Raw genomic sequence first — 17,829 nt, 5'->3', positions numbered from 1 at the left:
ATGGAGAGACAGGCAGAATATTGTTAGCGCGCTTCCGATAATAAAAAAGCCGATCAGGAAACCTGACCGGCTTTTTAAGCGTAGCGTCAACGATTAATCGTTGTCGGAACCGCCCAGGCCTGCGTTCAGCAGTTCTGCCAGGTTAGCAGAAGCTTCTTCAACGCTCACCTGCGGTGCAGCCGGCTGTTCGCCCGCTGCGCGACGGCGCATACGATCCTGGTGGTACGCATAACCGGTACCCGCCGGGATCAGACGACCCACGATAACGTTCTCTTTCAGGCCGCGCAGTTCGTCGCGTTTGCCCGCAACGGCTGCTTCGGTCAGGACACGCGTAGTCTCCTGGAACGATGCGGCAGAGATGAACGACTCGGTTGCCAGAGACGCTTTGGTGATACCCAGCAGGTCGCGGGAGTAAGTTGCCGCCACTTTGCCGTTCGCTTCCAGATCGCGGTTAGCAATCTTGACGCGGGAGTATTCAACCTGTTCGCCTTCCAGGAAGTCGGAGCTACCAGCGCTTTCGATGGTCGCTTTACGCAGCATCTGACGAACGATAACTTCGATGTGCTTATCGTTAATCTTAACGCCTTGCAGACGGTAAACGTCCTGTACTTCGTTGGTGATATAACGCGTTACCGCGTGTACGCCACGAAGACGCAGAATGTCGTGCGGTGCTTCCGGACCGTCGGAAACCACATCACCACGCTCTACACGTTCACCTTCAAACACGTTCAGCTGACGCCATTTCGGAATCATCTCTTCGTACGGATCGCTACCGTCTAACGGTGTGATAACCAGACGACGTTTGCCTTTGGTTTCTTTACCGAAGGAAATGATACCGCTGATTTCCGCCAGGATTGCCGGCTCTTTCGGACGACGTGCTTCGAACAGGTCCGCAACGCGCGGCAGACCACCGGTGATATCCTTGGTACCGCCGGATTCCTGCGGAATACGCGCCAGGGTGTCACCAGAGCTGATCTGTACGCCATCTTCCAGCTGAACAATCGCTTTACCCGGCAGGAAGTACTGAGCCGGCATATCGGTGCCTGGGATCAGAACGTCGTTACCGTTCGCATCAACGATTTTCAGTGCCGGACGCAGATCTTTACCACCCGCGGTACGTTCTGCAGAATCCAGAACCACCAGCGAAGACAGACCGGTCAGCTCGTCGGTCTGACGAGTAATGGTCTGGCCGTCAATCATGTCAGTAAAGCGGATGAAACCGCTAACTTCAGTGATAACCGGCATGGTGTGCGGATCCCAGTTTGCCACGGTTTCACCGCCGGCAACCTGCTCGCCATCGCCTTTCGCCATCACAGCACCGTAAGGCACTTTATAGCTTTCTTTAGTACGACCGAATTCGTCGATCAGCTTCAGCTCGGTGTTACGGGAGGTCACTACCAGTTTACCGGCAGAGTTCACAACCGACTTCGCGTTGCTGAGCTTGATGCTACCTTTGTTCTTAACCTGGATGCTGGATTCAGCAGCCGCACGAGATGCCGCACCACCGATGTGGAACGTACGCATCGTCAGCTGGGTACCCGGCTCACCGATGGACTGTGCTGCGATAACGCCGATAGCCTCACCTTTGTTGATGATGTGGCCACGCGCCAGGTCACGACCGTAGCAGTGCGCACAGACACCAAAGTCGGTGTCGCAGGATACAACGGAACGCACTTTAACGGAGTCAACGGAGTTCTCTTCCAGCAGGTCACACCAGTGCTCGTGCAGCAGCGTGTTGCGTGGAACCAGAATGTCCGCCGTACCCGGCTTCAGAACGTCTTCAGCAGTCACACGACCCAGTACGCGATCGCGCAGCGGCTCTTTAACATCGCCACCCTCGATAACCGGGGTCATGGTGATGCCTTCCAGAGTGCCACAGTCGTCTTCAGTAACGACCAGGTCCTGGGCAACGTCAACCAGACGACGCGTCAGGTAACCGGAGTTCGCTGTTTTCAGTGCGGTATCCGCCAGACCTTTACGCGCACCGTGGGTCGAGATGAAGTACTGGAGTACGTTCAGACCTTCACGGAAGTTCGCGGTGATCGGCGTTTCGATGATGGAGCCATCCGGCTTCGCCATCAGACCACGCATACCCGCCAGCTGACGAATCTGTGCCGCAGAACCACGCGCACCGGAGTCGGCCATCATGTAGATGCTGTTGAAGGACACCTGCTGCTCTTCTACGCCGTCACGGTTAATCACGGTTTCGGTTTGCAGGTTATCCATCATCGCTTTGGATACACGATCGTTCGCCGCAGCCCAGATATCGATAACTTTGTTATAGCGTTCGCCCGCGGTAACCAGACCGGACTGGAACTGTTCCTGGATCTCAGCAACTTCAGCTTCCGCTTCGCTGATGATCTCGTGTTTTTTCTCCGGGATGACCATGTCATCGATACCAACGGATGCACCTGAACGCGCTGCATAAGCAAAGCCGGTGTACATCGTCTGGTCCGCAAAAATAACGGTCGGTTTCAGGCCCAGAATACGGTAGCAGGTATTCAGCATCTTAGAGATGGCTTTCTTACCCAGCGCCTGGTTCACGATAGAGAACGGCAGACCTTTCGGCACGATCATCCACAGAATCGCACGGCCAACGGTCGTGTCTTTCAGGCTGGTTTTCGCAACGAACTGGCCGTTTTCATCTTTTTCGTATTCAGTGATACGCACTTTAACGCGCGCATGCAGAGAGGCCAGACCGGCGCGATAAATACGCTCGGCTTCTTTCGGGCCAGTCAGCACCATGCCTTCGCCTTTGGCGTTAACACAGTCACGGGTCATGTAGTACAGACCCAGTACAACGTCCTGAGACGGAACGATGATTGGCTCGCCGTTCGCCGGGGACAGGATGTTGTTAGTAGACATCATCAGCGCACGCGCTTCCAGCTGGGCTTCCAGCGTCAGCGGTACGTGAACAGCCATCTGGTCACCATCGAAGTCGGCGTTATAGGCCGCACAGACCAGCGGGTGCAGCTGGATAGCTTTACCTTCGATCAGTACCGGCTCAAATGCCTGGATACCCAAACGGTGCAGAGTTGGTGCACGGTTCAGCAGTACCGGGTGTTCGCGAATCACTTCGTCCAGGATATCCCAAACGACAGCTTCTTCACGCTCAACCATTTTCTTCGCGGCTTTGATGGTGGTGGCGAGGCCACGCAGTTCCAGCTTGCCGTAGATGAACGGTTTGAACAGCTCCAGGGCCATTTTCTTCGGCAGACCGCACTGATGCAGACGCAGGTATGGACCTACGGTGATAACAGAACGACCGGAGTAGTCAACACGCTTACCGAGCAGGTTCTGACGGAAACGACCCTGCTTACCTTTGATCATATCAGCCAAAGATTTCAGAGGACGTTTGTTAGAGCCGGTGATGGCACGGCCGCGACGGCCGTTATCCAGCAGGGCATCTACCGCTTCCTGCAGCATACGTTTTTCGTTACGTACGATGATATCCGGCGCAGCCAGATCCAGCAGACGTTTCAGACGGTTGTTACGGTTAATGACGCGACGATACAGATCGTTCAGGTCAGAAGTCGCGAAACGACCACCATCCAGCGGCACCAGCGGACGCAGATCTGGCGGCAGAACCGGCAGAACGGTCAGGATCATCCACTCCGGCTTGTTGCCAGACTGCACGAACGCTTCCAGCAGCTTGATACGCTTGGTCAGCTTTTTACGCTTGGTTTCGGAGTTGGTTTCGTTCAGCTCTTCACGCAGCTGTTCGCACTCCTGCTCCAGATCCATGCTCTTCAGCAGGGCCTGGATTGCTTCCGCACCCATCTTGGCGTCGAATTCGTCACCGAACTCTTCCAGCGCGTCCAGATACTGCTCTTCAGTCAGAATCTGGTTACGTTCCAGGTTGGTCATCCCGCCTTCGATAACAACATAAGATTCGAAGTACAGAACGCGTTCGATATCACGCAGCGGCATATCCAGCAGCAGGCCGATACGGGACGGCAGCGATTTCAGGAACCAGATGTGGGCAGTCGGAGATGCCAGCTCGATGTGGCCCATGCGCTCACGACGCACTTTAGTCTGGGTCACTTCAACGCCGCACTTCTCGCAAATCACACCACGGTGTTTCAGGCGCTTGTACTTACCGCACAGGCACTCGTAGTCTTTTACTGGCCCGAAAATACGCGCGCAGAAAAGGCCGTCACGTTCTGGTTTGAACGTACGGTAGTTAATGGTTTCCGGCTTTTTAACTTCACCAAAAGACCATGAACGGATCATGTCTGGCGATGCCAGAGCAATTTTGATCGCATCAAACTCTTCGGTTTTAGTTTGCGCTTTCAGAAACTTTAATAAGTCTTTCACGGATTTGCTCCCGTCGGAGTTAGCACAATCTGGCGCCGGGTGTTATCCCGGCACCAGTGACCTGTTTGAGCGAGAGTTACTCGTCTTCCAGTTCGATGTTGATGCCCAGCGAGCGAATCTCTTTCAACAGTACGTTGAAGGATTCCGGCATGCCCGGTTCCATCTGATGGTTGCCGTCCACGATGTTTTTATACATCTTGGTACGACCGTTGACGTCATCAGACTTAACGGTGAGCATTTCCTGCAGGGTGTATGCTGCGCCGTAAGCTTCCAGCGCCCACACTTCCATCTCACCGAAGCGCTGACCACCGAACTGAGCCTTACCACCCAGCGGCTGCTGAGTAACCAGGCTGTAAGAACCGGTAGAACGCGCATGCATCTTGTCATCAACCAGGTGGTTCAGTTTCAGCATGTACATATAGCCAACGGTAACCTGGCGCTCGAATTGCTCACCGGTACGACCGTCGAACAGGGTGATCTGACCGGAAGTCGGCAGGCCGCCCAGCTGTAACAGTTCCTTGATTTCAGACTCTTTCGCCCCGTCGAATACCGGCGTGGCGATCGGCATACCTTTTTTCAGGTTTTCCGCAAGACGCAGAACTTCATCATCGGTGAAGGTATTCAGATCTACCTTCTGACGAACATCTGTACCCAGGTCATACGCTTTCTGGATGAACTCGCGCAGTTTGGCGACTTCCTGCTGCTGTTTGAGCATCGCGTTGATTTTCTCACCGATGCCCTTCGCAGCCATACCCAGGTGGGTTTCCAGAATCTGACCGATGTTCATACGAGATGGTACGCCCAGCGGGTTCAGTACGATGTCTACCGGCGTGCCGTTTTCATCGTAAGGCATATCTTCGATCGGGTTGATCTTAGAAATAACACCCTTGTTACCGTGACGACCTGCCATTTTGTCACCAGGCTGAATCTGACGTTTAACGGCCAGATATACTTTAACAATCTTCAGCACGCCCGGTGCCAGATCGTCGCCCTGAGTGATTTTACGGCGCTTCGCTTCGAGTTTTTTCTCGAACTCGTGTTTCAGTTCGTCGTACTGCTCAGCCAGCTGTTCCAGCTGATTTTGTTTCTCTTCGTCGGTCAGGCCCAGTTCCAGCCAGCGATCGCGCGGCAGTTTGTCGAGCTTCTCAGCTTCAACGCCACCGGCAACCAGCACCGCGTAGATACGACCAAACAGGCCAGCTTCGAGGATCTGCAGTTCTTCAGACAGGTCTTTCTTGGCCTGCTTCAGCTGCATTTCTTCGATTTCCAGCGCGCGCTTGTCTTTTTCCACGCCATCGCGGGTGAAGACCTGAACGTCGATAACGGTACCGGAGACACCGTTTGGTACACGCAGAGAAGAGTCTTTAACGTCAGACGCTTTCTCGCCGAAGATCGCACGCAGCAGTTTCTCTTCTGGCGTCAGCTGGGTTTCGCCTTTCGGGGTCACCTTACCAACCAGAATGTCGCCGCCGGTCACTTCTGCACCAATGTACACGATACCGGATTCGTCCAGTTTGGAGAGCGCAGCTTCACCCACGTTCGGGATATCAGCGGTGATCTCTTCCGGCCCCAGCTTGGTGTCACGGGACACACACGCCAGCTCCTGGATGTGAATCGTGGTGAAACGATCTTCCTGCACCACACGTTCGGAGACGAGGATGGAGTCTTCGAAGTTGTAGCCGTTCCACGGCATGAACGCTACGCGCATGTTCTGACCGAGCGCCAGTTCACCGAGGTCGGTGGACGGACCGTCTGCCAGCACGTCGCCGCGCTCAATTGGCTCACCCAGGGACACGCAAGGCATCTGGTTGATGCAGGTGTTCTGGTTAGAACGGGTGTACTTGGTCAGGTTATAGATGTCGATACCGGCTTCGCCCGGGTACATCTCGTCTTCGTTAACTTTGATAACGATACGGGAAGCATCCACGTACTGAACCAGGCCGCCACGTTTAGCCACTGCGGTAACACCGGAGTCGACGGCAACAGCACGTTCCATACCGGTACCAACCAGCGGCTTATCAGCGCGCAGAGTCGGAACCGCCTGACGTTGCATGTTCGCACCCATCAATGCACGGTTGGCGTCATCGTGTTCCAGGAACGGGATCAGGGACGCACCGACGGAAACCACCTGCTGGGTGGAAACGTCCATGTAGTCAACCTGGTCACGGCTGAACAAGCTGGATTCGCCTTTGCTACGGCAGGTCACCAGATCTTCTACAAAGTGGCCTTCGTCATCGAGGTTGGAGTTCGCCTGAGCGATAACGTAGTTGCCTTCTTCGATAGCAGACAGGTAGTGAATTTCGTCAGTCACAACACCGTCGGTCACTTTACGATACGGAGTCTCGAGGAAGCCGTATTCGTTAGTCTGTGCGTACACGGACAGGGAGTTGATCAGACCGATGTTCGGACCTTCAGGCGTTTCGATTGGACATACGCGACCGTAGTGAGTCGGGTGTACGTCTCGAACTTCAAAGCCTGCGCGTTCACGGGTCAGACCGCCCGGGCCGAGTGCGGAGATACGACGTTTGTGCGTAATCTCAGACAGCGGGTTGTTCTGGTCCATAAACTGTGACAGCTGGCTGGAACCAAAGAACTCTTTCACCGCAGCAGAAATCGGTTTGGCGTTGATCATATCCTGAGGCATCAGGGTATCGAGATCGCCCAGAGACAGACGCTCTTTAACCGCACGCTCTACACGTACCAGGCCAACGCGGAACTGGTTTTCCGCCATTTCGCCAACGGAACGGATACGACGGTTGCCGAGGTGGTCGATATCATCGACTTCGCCTTTGCCGTTACGGATATCGATGAGCTTCTTCATCACTTCGATGATGTCGTCTTTGCTCAGGATACCGGAACCTTCGATTTCGTCGCGCAGCAGAGAACGGTTGAACTTCATACGACCTACCGCGGACAGATCGTAGCGGTCTTCGGAGAAGAACAGGTTCTCAAACAGGCTTTCTGCCGCTTCGCGAGTCGGCGGCTCACCCGGGCGCATCATGCGGTAGATTTCTACCAGCGCGCTCAGACGATCGTTAGTTGGGTCGACGCGAACCGTTTCAGAAATATACGGACCGTGGTCCAGATCGTTGGTGAACAGCGTTTCGATGCGCTTGTGACCAGACTGGCTCAGTTTAGCCAGCAGATCCAGGCTCAGCTCCATGTTCGCCGGGCAGATCAGTTCGCCGGTTGCTTCATCGATATAATCTTTGGCAGCAACTTTGCCCGCGATATATTCAACCGGAACTTCGATATGCTTGATATCGTCTTTTTCCAGCTGACGGATATGGCGAGCGGTAATACGACGGGCTTTTTCGACGTAGACTTTGCCGTTAGCTTCGATGTCGAAGGAGGCCGTCTCGCCGCGCAGACGCTCCGGTACCAGTTCCATCTGCAGCTTGTTGTCGCGAATTTCAAAGACCACTTTCTCGAAGAACAGGTCAAGGATCTGCTCAGTGGTGTAATTCAGCGCGCGCAGGATGATGGTAGCCGGCAGCTTACGACGACGGTCGATACGGACAAACAGGTTGTCTTTCGGATCGAACTCGAAGTCCAGCCAGGAACCGCGGTAAGGAATAATACGTGCGTTATACAGGACCTTACCGGAAGAGTGAGTCTTACCTTTGTCAGAGTCAAAGAAGACGCCCGGGCTACGGTGCAGCTGAGAAACGATAACACGCTCGGTACCGTTGATAACAAAGGTACCGTTGTCGGTCATGAGCGGAATTTCGCCCATGTAGACTTCTTGTTCTTTAATGTCTTTTACTGTGCCTTCCGGCGCTTCGCGCTCGTAGATCACCAGACGCAGCTTAACGCGCAGCGGTGCCGAATAGGTCACGCCACGGATCTGACATTCTTTAACATCAAAAACAGGTTCGCCCAGACGGTAGCTGACGTATTGCAGCTCAGAGTTACCGCTGTAGCTTTTAATCGGGAACACGGAACGGAAAGCAGCTTCCAGACCGTACTGCCCTTCAGGATCTTGCTCGATAAACTTCTGAAACGAGTCAAGCTGGATGGAAAGGAGATAAGGTATGTCCAGAACTTGTGGACGTTTACCAAAATCCTTACGAATACGTTTTTTCTCGGTATAGGAGTAAACCATAGGGTTCCTCAGCTCGCTGACAAGTCGACCCGTCTGCCTAAATAAGGCAGTTTTTTATGCAACACTATTTTGTGGACCGGAAAATGGAACACTTTCCGCAATGCCTGTTTCTATCACGCTTAAACCATTTCGTTGCGATTTACACAGCTCAGGAACCCTAACCTGTCGCAGTATATTAAGTCGTCTATAGAAACAAGCATTGAAAGACAAACCAGTAGTCAAACAGCGTGAAACGCTACTGGTGCCTTACAGCGCAAAAAGGCTGGTGACCAAAAAGTCACCAGCCTCAGCCTGATTTCTCAGGCTGCAACCGGAAGGGTTGGCTTATTTGACTTCAACTTCAGCGCCAGCTTCTTCCAGAGATTTTTTCAGAGCTTCAGCGTCGTCTTTGCTGATGCCTTCTTTCAGTGCAGCCGGTGCAGATTCTACCAGGTCTTTAGCTTCTTTCAGACCCAGGCCAGTTGCGCTACGTACTGCTTTGATGACAGCAACTTTGTTAGCGCCAGCAGCTTTCAGAATTACGTCGAATTCAGTTTTTTCTTCAGCAGCTTCAGCCGGGCCAGCAGCTACAGCGACAGCAGCAGCAGCGGAAACACCGAATTTTTCTTCCATTGCAGAGATCAGCTCAACAACGTCCATTACGGACATAGCGGATACTGCTTCAATGATTTGATCTTTAGTGATAGACATTTAAATTGTTCCTGAATATCAGAATAAGTTTATACGTAAGCGAGCGCTTTATAAAGATAACTGCGATTAAGCAGCTTCTTTCGCATCGCGTACAGCAGCCAGAGTGCGAACCAGTTTGCCAGCCGAAGCTTCTTTCATGGTTGCCATCAGGCGTGCAATTGCTTCTTCGTAGGTCGGCAGAGTTGCCAGGCGGTCGATTTGCGACGCCGGGATCAGCTCACCTTCAAAGGCTGCAGCTTTGACCTCAAATTTTGCATTCGCTTTCGCGAACTCTTTGAACAGACGAGCAGCAGCGCCCGGGTGTTCCATAGAGTATGCAATCAGGGTCGGACCAACAAACGTGTCTTTCAGGCACTCGAACTGAGTACCTTCAACGACGCGGCGCAGCAGGGTGTTACGAACAACACGCATGTAAACGCCAGCTTCACGACCTGCTTTACGCAGTTCAGTCATTTTATCAACAGTAACGCCACGGGAATCCGCAACTACTGCAGACAGCGCACCTTTGGCTACTTCGCTGACTTCAGCAACAATCGCTTGTTTGTCTTGAAGATTTAAAGCCATTAGCTTTGCTCCTGGATGTTTGCCAGAGCTTATGCTCTGGAACTCACTTCACTCTTTCCAACGAAAGAGCGTCTTTAATACGGTGAGCAGAAACAAGCAAGAGTATCCAAAAATAATCTTAGCGTTCTGTCACCGTCTACGCAGGGGATTAAGTTTCTGACGAAACACCTGCGGTCTTCGACGGAGGCCTGGATAGGCCAGGCTCCAACGAACAAATCTGTTTTTATCTGTCTAACCGGGGTTAGCAGAAACGTGGGGGTAGAATTGTAGACAAATTCACCGCCCACGTAAAGCTAATCTTAGTTCGCAGAAGCGCTCAGACCAGCTTGATCGACGGCAACGCCAGCACCCATGGTGGTGGAGATGCTAACTTTCTTGATGTACACGCCTTTAGCCTGAGTCGGTTTTGCTTTTTTCAGCGCAACCAGCAGAGCTTCCAGGTTTTCTTTCAGTTTGTCAGCGTCGAAGTCCACTTTACCGATGGTGGTGTGGATGATGCCGTTTTTGTCGTTACGATAACGAACCTGACCTGCTTTAGCGTTCTTAACCGCTTCAGCAACGTTCGGAGTAACGGTACCCACTTTCGGGTTTGGCATCAGGCCGCGCGGACCCAGAACCTGGCCCAGCTGGCCAACAACGCGCATTGCATCCGGGGAAGCAATAACAACGTCAAAGTTCATTTCGCCTTTTTTGATCTGGTCAGCCAGATCTTCCATACCTACCAGCTCGGCGCCTGCAGCTTTAGCAGCTTCAGCGTTCGGGCCCTGGGCAAATACGGCTACGCGAACGGAACGGCCAGTACCGTGCGGCAGTACAGTCGCGCCACGGACGTTCTGGTCAGATTTACGAGCGTCGATGCCGAGGTTAACGGCAACGTCTACGCTTTCAACGAACTTAGCAGTAGCCAGTTCTTTCAGCAGAGAGATGGCTTCGTTGATGTCGTACTGTTTGGTCGCATCAACTTTGTCACGAATCACGGACATGCGCTTGGTCAGTTTAGCCATTTCTTAGTCCTCCACTACCAGGCCCATGGAACGTGCAGTACCTTCAATGGAGCGAGTCATCGCTTCAATGTCGGAACCAGTCATGTCGGCAGCTTTGGTCTGCGCGATTTCCTGCAGCTGAGCGCGGGAAATTTTACCTACTTTGTCTTTGTTCGGTTTACCGGAACCAGACTTGATACCAGCCGCTTTTTTCAGCAGAACGGCTGCCGGCGGAGTTTTGGTAACGAAGGTGAAAGAACGGTCAGCGTAAACGGTAATAACAACCGGGATTGGCAGACCTTTTTCCAGGGATTCAGTTTTGGCGTTGAACGCTTTGCAGAATTCCATGATGTTCACACCCTGCTGACCCAGTGCTGGACCAACCGGCGGACTCGGGTTTGCCATACCAGCTGCAACCTGCAGCTTGACGTAGGCTTGTACTTTCTTAGCCATTTAAATTTCCTCGTTTGGGTGTAGCGCCTGAAAAGGCTCCCCGTGATAAATATCGTTTTATGGGAATCGGACCCATAAAAACAAAAGGCGCGAAATTGTATGTCAATTTCGCGCCTCATGCAACGATTAAATCGCTGCTTTTTTGATCGCCGGTTAGGCTTTCTCTACCTGGGCAAAGTCCAGTTCAACCGGAGTAGCACGGCCGAAGATGGAAACAGAGACCTTCAGACGAGACTTCTCGTAGTCAACTTCTTCAACCACGCCGTTAAAGTCAGCGAACGGACCATCGCTAACGCGTACCATTTCACCCGGCTCGAACAGTGTTTTCGGGCGCGGCTTATCGCCAACCTGCTGCAGGCGATTCATGATCGCATCAACTTCTTTATCGCTGATCGGTGCCGGACGGTCAGAAGTACCGCCGATAAAGCCCATCACGCGCGGTACGCTGCGCACCAGGTGCCAGCTTGCATCGTTCATTACCATCTGGACCAGAACGTAACCCGGGAAGAATTTGCGCTCGCTCTTGCGGCGCTGGCCACCACGGATCTCGACCACTTCTTCGGTCGGCACCATGACTTCGCCAAACAACTCTTCCATATTGTGTAATTTGATATGTTCACGCAACGAGGTAGCTACGCGACCTTCAAAACCGGAAAACGCCTGAACGACGTACCAACGTTTTTTAGGAGCTTCAGACATCTCAGAACCTCAGGCCAGTGATAAAGGATACCAGGCGAACCAGAATACCATCCAGTCCCCACAGGATCAGTGACATTACCGCAGTAACCGCAGCAACAATCAGCGTGGTGTGCAGCGTTTCCTGGCGAGTTGGCCAGATAACCTTGCGGACTTCGGTTCTCGCTTCGCGGGCGAAGGCGACGGTCGCCTTACCTTTAGTGGTTAACAGCGCGACGCCACCGGCAGCAGCGATCAGAATCACTACGGCCAGCGCACGCACCGCCAGCATAATGTCACGATAAAGGAAGTTGCCTACGATGGCCACAATCAGCAGCACAGCAACGATCACCCACTTCATCGCTTCCAGGCCGCGCCCGCTCCCTTGAGCTTCGGTATTCGCACTCATAAACCAACCTGTCACAAGAATTCAGACAAATAATTTTGCCCCGCGAGAGCGAGGCAACCAAACCGAAATGCTCTGCTGCGTTTCGGACTTAACGCCCTCTACAGAGCCTGTCTCAGCAATGATTATGGCAAAAAAAATCACTGATGAGCCAGGTTCTGGTTCGAAAGCGTGCAAAAAGGGCATCAAATGATGCCCTTTTATTGCGCATTGCGTCAAATGTTATCAGCGATTAGCCGAGAACTTTTGCTACCACGCCCGCGCCAACGGTACGGCCGCCTTCACGGATTGCGAAACGCAGACCATCGTCCATCGCAATCGGGTGAATCAGGGTAACAACCATTTTGATGTTGTCGCCCGGCATGACCATCTCTACGCCTTCCGGCAGTTCGATGGTGCCAGTCACGTCAGTTGTACGGAAGTAGAACTGCGGACGGTAGCCTTTGAAGAACGGAGTATGACGGCCGCCTTCGTCTTTGGACAGGATATAAACTTCAGATTCGAATTTGGTGTGCGGCTTGATGGAACCCGGCTTAGCCAGTACCTGACCACGTTCGATTTCTTCACGTTTGATACCACGCAGCAGAACACCAACGTTCTCACCCGCACGGCCTTCGTCCAGCAGTTTGCGGAACATTTCAACGCCGGTACAGGTAGATTTCGCAGTATCTTTGATACCAACGATTTCAACTTCTTCACCCACTTTGATGATACCGCGCTCTACACGACCGGTAACAACGGTACCACGACCGGAGATGGAGAATACGTCTTCGATCGGCAGCAGGAACGGCTTGTCAATCGCACGCTCTGGTTCCGGGATGTAGGAATCCAGGTAGCCAGCCAGCTCGATGATTTTCGCTTCCCAGTCTGCTTCGCCTTCCAGCGCTTTCAGAGCGGAACCACGAACGATCGGAGTGTCGTCGCCCGGGAAATCGTACTGAGACAGCAGTTCACGAACTTCCATCTCAACCAGTTCCAGCAGCTCTTCGTCATCAACCATGTCGCATTTGTTCAGGAACACGATGATGTACGGAACGCCTACCTGACGACCCAGCAGGATGTGCTCACGGGTCTGCGGCATCGGGCCGTCAGTCGCAGCAACAACCAGGATCGCGCCATCCATCTGAGCAGCACCGGTGATCATGTTTTTAACATAGTCGGCGTGGCCCGGGCAGTCTACGTGTGCGTAGTGGCGAGTCGGGGTGTCGTATTCAACGTGGGAAGTGTTGATGGTGATACCACGAGCTTTTTCTTCCGGCGCGTTATCGATCTGGTCGAATGCGCGAGCAGAACCACCGTAGGTTTTAGCCAGAACGGTAGTGATTGCAGCAGTCAGCGTTGTTTTACCATGGTCAACGTGGCCGATAGTACCGACGTTAACGTGCGGTTTTGTACGTTCAAACTTTTCTTTAGACATCGATTGTCCCTCTAAGACACGGATAAATCGGTGATATCACCACATCAACCGGGCAACATGCCCGACTTGTTGAATGCAATAAACAGAGAGAAACAGGGAAGGAGAGATAAAGAAGTGGTGCTGATACCCAGAGTCGAACTGGGGACCTCACCCTTACCAAGGGTGCGCTCTACCAACTGAGCCATATCAGCACGTCTGGAGCGGGCAGCGGGAATCGAACCCGCATCATCAGCTTGGAAGGCTGAGGTAATAGCCATTATACGATGCCCGCATCCTGAAACTCGGCTACCCAGTTCTTTCTATAACAAAAAAAAGAGATTCATCTCTTTTTCTGTTTGAGTTGATTAGTTTAACCAAGCAACTCTGGCTTCGCAAAGCGTTGCCGAAAGATGGTGGTGGGGGAAGGATTCGAACCTTCGAAGTCGATGACGGCAGATTTACAGTCTGCTCCCTTTGGCCGCTCGGGAACCCCACCAGGCACTTGATGGTGCCGACTACCGGAATCGAACTGGTGACCTACTGATTACAAGTCAGTTGCTCTACCTACTGAGCTAAGTCGGCATCAAGTAGCGCGCATTTTAGGGAGACCTGCGAGTTCATGCAACTAAAAAATTGCATAAAATGTTCCATCGCTCATATTTTGTGCTCAAACAAGGAAAAACGGTGTAATTTCAAACAGAGAAGAACAAAAAACCGACGTTCCGCGTGTCACAAATCGATCTTCAACAGGCCGTATTTTGCCAGAGGCAGGCATTTTTGGCCGGTATTGGCGTTCCCCCCGACGCTGCAACACCCTCATTGCACTTTCTGTGCGCTGGAAAAGGTCTCACCAGTTTGCTTCAGACGCGTCGCCGCCGGTTATCCCGATAGACATTAGCGGTATTGACGCCCGCCAGCTGCGGCCGCAACATCTTCTTTATACGCCGTTGCCCTCAAACCTCACTCTTGTGATGCCTGCATTAGAAAGCGTCATTCAATGAGTTTTTTTCTTATTATTCCTCGCAATCTGGTGTTACCCTCCTGCCCATTGTCCTGATTAACTTGTGTGAAGCATCCCTCGCGCCGTTCGATTTGGCGATGCTAAGAACATGCTTATGAGCAAAAAAGAGCAGACGTTAATGACACCCTATCTACAATTTAACCGCAACCAATGGGCTGCACTTCGTGATTCCGTTCCGATGACGCTAACAGAGGAAGAAATCACGCGGTTAAAAGGCATCAACGAAGATCTTTCCCTTGAAGAAGTCGCAGAGATCTATTTGCCGCTGTCGCGTTTGCTTAACTTCTATATCAGTTCTAACTTGCGCCGCCAGGCCGTACTTGAACAATTCCTCGGAACTAACGGTCAACGCATTCCCTATATCATCAGTATCGCTGGCAGCGTTGCGGTAGGCAAAAGTACGACCGCACGCGTATTGCAGGCGCTGCTCAGCCGCTGGCCGGAACATCGTCATGTTGAATTGATAACGACCGATGGCTTCTTACATCCTAATGCCGTATTGAAAGAACGCGGGCTGATGAAGAAGAAAGGGTTTCCGCAATCTTATGATATGCACCGGCTGGTCAAGTTCGTCTCCGATCTGAAATCCGGTATTCCGAATGCAACTGCCCCGGTCTATTCGCATCTTATTTACGATGTGATCCCCGATGGCGATAAAACGGTCGCCCAGCCGGACATTTTAATTCTCGAAGGATTGAATGTATTACAAAGCGGGATGGATTATCCGCATGACCCACACCATGTATTTGTTTCTGACTTTGTTGATTTTTCTATATATGTCGATGCGCCAGAGGAAATGTTGAAAACATGGTATATCAACCGTTTTTTAAAATTCCGGGAAGGGGCATTCACCGATCCGGACTCTTATTTCCATAATTATGCAAAGCTGTCTAAAGATGAGGCTGTGAACATCGCCACCTCATTATGGAATGAAATCAACCTACTGAATCTTAAAGAAAATATCCTTCCAACCCGCGAGCGAGCCAGTCTTATCATGACGAAAAGTGCGAATCACTCAGTGGATCAGGTTCGGTTACGAAAATAGACATTGTGAATATAAAAAAAGGGAGCTTTGGCTCCCTTTCCTCATTTATTCTGCACCGCGTAATGATATTTCACCGCCCACCCACGGCTTAATCACGCCATCCTGGTCGAGCAATAATGCGCCTTGGGTATCAATACCACGGGAAATACCAAAGATCTCCTTATCTCCAATAATAAGTTTCACCGGACGATTGAGGAAATTATCTAATTTTTCCCAGCGTGCAAGGTAAGGCGCCAGCCCTTCCTGCTCGAAGAGCTGAAGACCGGCACGGAGCTCTTTAATCAGGCGCGCGGCCAACGTATTACGATCGATGGAAACGCCAGCTTCCTGCAAGCTAATCCACCCCTGATTCACCACTTCGGACTCCACGTGCCGCATGGCCAGGTTAATCCCGGCACCGCTGACGATCTGCGCCGCATCGCCGGTTTTCCCTGTCAGCTCGACCAGAATGCCCGACAGTTTACGATCCTGCAGATAAAGGTCATTCGGCCACTTCACCCGGACCTTATCCGCACCCAGGCTCTGGAGAACTTCAGCGATGACAATCCCAATGACCAGACTCAGCCCAACCGCCGCGGCGGGCCCCTGCTCCAGTCGCCAGTACATGGAGAGATAGAGGTTGGCCCCAAATGGCGAAAACCACTTACGTCCACGCCGGCCGCGACCAGCCTGTTGATACTCGGCCACACAGGCATCGCCAGATTGCAGCTCGTTGATCCGATCCAGCAGATACTGGTTAGTCGAGTCAATGACCGGGAGTACCGTCACGCGACCACTTTCGATCTGCGCGGCAATTCGCTTTTCATCCAGTAGCTGGATCGGCTCGGGCAGACTGTAACCCTTACCAGGAACGGTAAAGACGTCAACTCCCCAGTCGCGCAAAGTCTGAATGTGCTTATTGATTGCCGCCCGGCTCATCCCCAGATGTTCGCCTAACTGCTCCCCGGAATGAAATTCGCCGTCAGCTAAAATGGCGATTAACGTCAGGGGGACCGTATTATCTCTCATGCAATAGTCTCCTCTGCATCGACTTCACCAGTTGCGCCAATAAAGCGGACTTCCGGCTGTAGCCAGACATGGAATTTCTCGCCTACCTGCTGACGGACGTGATGAGCCAGCTGAATCACATCTTCGCTGGTTGCATGGTCGTCGTTGATTAATACCAGAGCCTGCTGGCGGTGTACCGCTGCCCCACCGATGGTTTTGCCTTTAAGCTGGCATTGGTCGATAAGCCATCCCGCAGCGAGTTTGATATTGCCATCCGCCTGTGGGTAATACGGCGCATTCGGGAATTCAGCCAGCAGCGCTTGCCCTTTCTCTGCGCTGATGAGCGGATTTTTAAAGAAACTGCCCGCATTACCATTTACCTTAGGATCGGGAAGCTTAGTCATTCGCATATGGCAAACTGCATCAAATACCTGGCGTGGGGTGACGGTTTGCGGGTCAAGGCGGGTCAGGTCACCATAGGTTAAAACCGGCTGCCAGACCTTTTCCAGCCTGAGCCCTACGGCGACAATGGCATAGCGATCCTGATATTCATGTTTAAAAATACTGTCACGGTAGCCAAAACGGCATTCGCTGGCAGGGAGGCGTTGTTTATGTCCCGTGGCCAGCTCTATGCAATCGACATATTGACAAACACGTTGTAATTCAACGCCATAAGCACCAATATTCTGAATAGGCGAAGAGCCGGCACAACCCGGGATCAGCGCGAGGTTTTCCAGACCGGGCATGTCATTATCCAGCGTAAACTGCACCAGTTGATGCCAGTTTTCTCCTGCTCCCACATGCAAATGCCAGGCATCAGGCGTTTCGGTAACCTCAATTCCCATAATACGGTTGATAATCACCGCACCGGCGTAATCCTCCAGGAAGAGCACGTTGCTTCCTTCGCCGAGGATCAAAGCAGGCCAATCTTCTGCTGTGGCTTTTCGCCAGGCAGACAGCAGCTGCTGTTCATTTTCTGCACGTACAATCGCTTTGGCGGTACGGTCTATGCCAAAGGTATTCCAGGGTTTGAGGGAATGATTCATAGTGGCTTCCTGATGCAAAATCAGCACTAGTTTACCGTATATGATGGGGGAAGGCTTGCCTGAATGCGACTGTGCGGGAACGGTCAGATTTCCATTGGCCCAAAACGCAAAAAGCCCATCCGCGAGGATGGGCTTCTTACT

At 52.4% G+C, this 17,829-nt stretch carries 12 protein-coding genes, 4 tRNA genes and 1 pseudogene; 2 read left to right on the top strand and 15 right to left on the bottom strand.

What is annotated here, in order from left to right; all coding sequences use genetic code 11:
- Positions 1–93: 93 nt before the first annotated feature.
- The 13 genes from rpoC to EDF73_RS26740 form a co-directional block, all read right to left on the bottom strand.
- Positions 94–4,317 carry a DNA-directed RNA polymerase subunit beta' gene (gene rpoC / locus EDF73_RS26805; RefSeq protein ID WP_132731964.1) on the bottom strand — a complete coding sequence of 1,408 codons (4,224 nt, stop codon included), beginning with the start codon at positions 4,315–4,317 and terminating at the stop codon, positions 94–96.
- 76 nt (positions 4,318–4,393) lie between these two features.
- A complete protein-coding gene (gene rpoB / locus EDF73_RS26800; protein ID WP_132731963.1) occupies positions 4,394–8,422 on the bottom strand; it encodes a DNA-directed RNA polymerase subunit beta in 4,029 nt (1,342 codons plus the stop codon).
- 324 nt (positions 8,423–8,746) lie between these two features.
- The gene (gene rplL / locus EDF73_RS26795; protein ID WP_004118416.1) at positions 8,747–9,112 is read right to left on the bottom strand and encodes a 50S ribosomal protein L7/L12; all 366 of its coding nucleotides are present in this window, start codon (positions 9,110–9,112) and stop codon (positions 8,747–8,749) included.
- 66 nt (positions 9,113–9,178) lie between these two features.
- Positions 9,179–9,676 (bottom strand): 50S ribosomal protein L10, encoded by a 498-nt coding sequence (rplJ, locus tag EDF73_RS26790; RefSeq protein ID WP_001207203.1) that lies wholly within the window; start codon positions 9,674–9,676, stop codon positions 9,179–9,181.
- A 299-nt stretch (positions 9,677–9,975) separates the two neighbouring features.
- Positions 9,976–10,680, bottom strand: a complete 705-nt coding sequence (rplA, locus tag EDF73_RS26785) for a 50S ribosomal protein L1 (protein WP_004118413.1) — start codon at positions 10,678–10,680, stop codon at positions 9,976–9,978.
- Positions 10,681–10,683: 3 nt separating this feature from the next.
- Positions 10,684–11,112: a 50S ribosomal protein L11 gene (gene rplK / locus EDF73_RS26780; protein WP_004097640.1), complete on the bottom strand. Its 429-nt coding sequence runs from the start codon at positions 11,110–11,112 to the stop codon at positions 10,684–10,686.
- Between the two features lie 153 nt (positions 11,113–11,265).
- Positions 11,266–11,811, bottom strand: coding sequence for a transcription termination/antitermination protein NusG (gene nusG, locus EDF73_RS26775; RefSeq protein ID WP_002438628.1), 546 nt, complete (start codon positions 11,809–11,811; stop codon positions 11,266–11,268).
- Position 11,812: 1 nt separating this feature from the next.
- Entirely contained in the window at positions 11,813–12,196 is a 384-nt protein-coding gene (gene secE, locus EDF73_RS26770; protein ID WP_132731962.1) for a preprotein translocase subunit SecE, read from the bottom strand.
- Positions 12,197–12,425: 229 nt separating this feature from the next.
- Positions 12,426–13,610: an elongation factor Tu gene (tuf, locus tag EDF73_RS26760; protein WP_132731961.1), complete on the bottom strand. Its 1,185-nt coding sequence runs from the start codon at positions 13,608–13,610 to the stop codon at positions 12,426–12,428.
- A 115-nt stretch (positions 13,611–13,725) separates the two neighbouring features.
- Positions 13,726–13,801: transfer RNA gene (locus tag EDF73_RS26755), tRNA-Thr, on the bottom strand.
- A 5-nt stretch (positions 13,802–13,806) separates the two neighbouring features.
- A tRNA-Gly gene (locus EDF73_RS26750) sits at positions 13,807–13,881 on the bottom strand.
- A gap of 119 nt (positions 13,882–14,000) precedes the next feature.
- Positions 14,001–14,085 (bottom strand) — tRNA-Tyr (locus EDF73_RS26745).
- Between the two features lie 10 nt (positions 14,086–14,095).
- Positions 14,096–14,171, bottom strand: a tRNA-Thr gene (locus EDF73_RS26740).
- A 37-nt stretch (positions 14,172–14,208) separates the two neighbouring features.
- On the opposite strand from EDF73_RS26740, the pseudogene EDF73_RS28040 reads away from it, so the two are divergent.
- A pseudogene (locus tag EDF73_RS28040) lies at positions 14,209–14,289 on the top strand (hypothetical protein); the annotation flags it as partial.
- A gap of 415 nt (positions 14,290–14,704) precedes the next feature.
- Positions 14,705–15,655: a type I pantothenate kinase gene (gene coaA, locus EDF73_RS26730; protein ID WP_132731959.1), complete on the top strand. Its 951-nt coding sequence runs from the start codon at positions 14,705–14,707 to the stop codon at positions 15,653–15,655.
- Positions 15,656–15,700: 45 nt separating this feature from the next.
- Here coaA and birA read toward each other — a convergent pair whose 3' ends face one another.
- Entirely contained in the window at positions 15,701–16,663 is a 963-nt protein-coding gene (birA, locus tag EDF73_RS26725) for a bifunctional biotin--[acetyl-CoA-carboxylase] ligase/biotin operon repressor BirA (protein ID WP_132731958.1), read from the bottom strand.
- Positions 16,660–17,688, bottom strand: a complete 1,029-nt coding sequence (gene murB / locus EDF73_RS26720; protein ID WP_132731981.1) for a UDP-N-acetylmuramate dehydrogenase — start codon at positions 17,686–17,688, stop codon at positions 16,660–16,662. Before murB ends, birA begins: the two co-directional genes overlap by 4 nt.
- Positions 17,689–17,829: the final 141 nt, after the last annotated feature.

The sequence above is a fragment of the Klebsiella sp. BIGb0138 genome, assembly GCF_004342285.1.
In the GTDB taxonomy this organism is placed as follows: Bacteria; Pseudomonadota; Gammaproteobacteria; order Enterobacterales; family Enterobacteriaceae; genus Klebsiella.
Note: the sequence above shows the minus strand (reverse complement) of the source record. Positions and strands in the feature narration are given on the sequence as shown.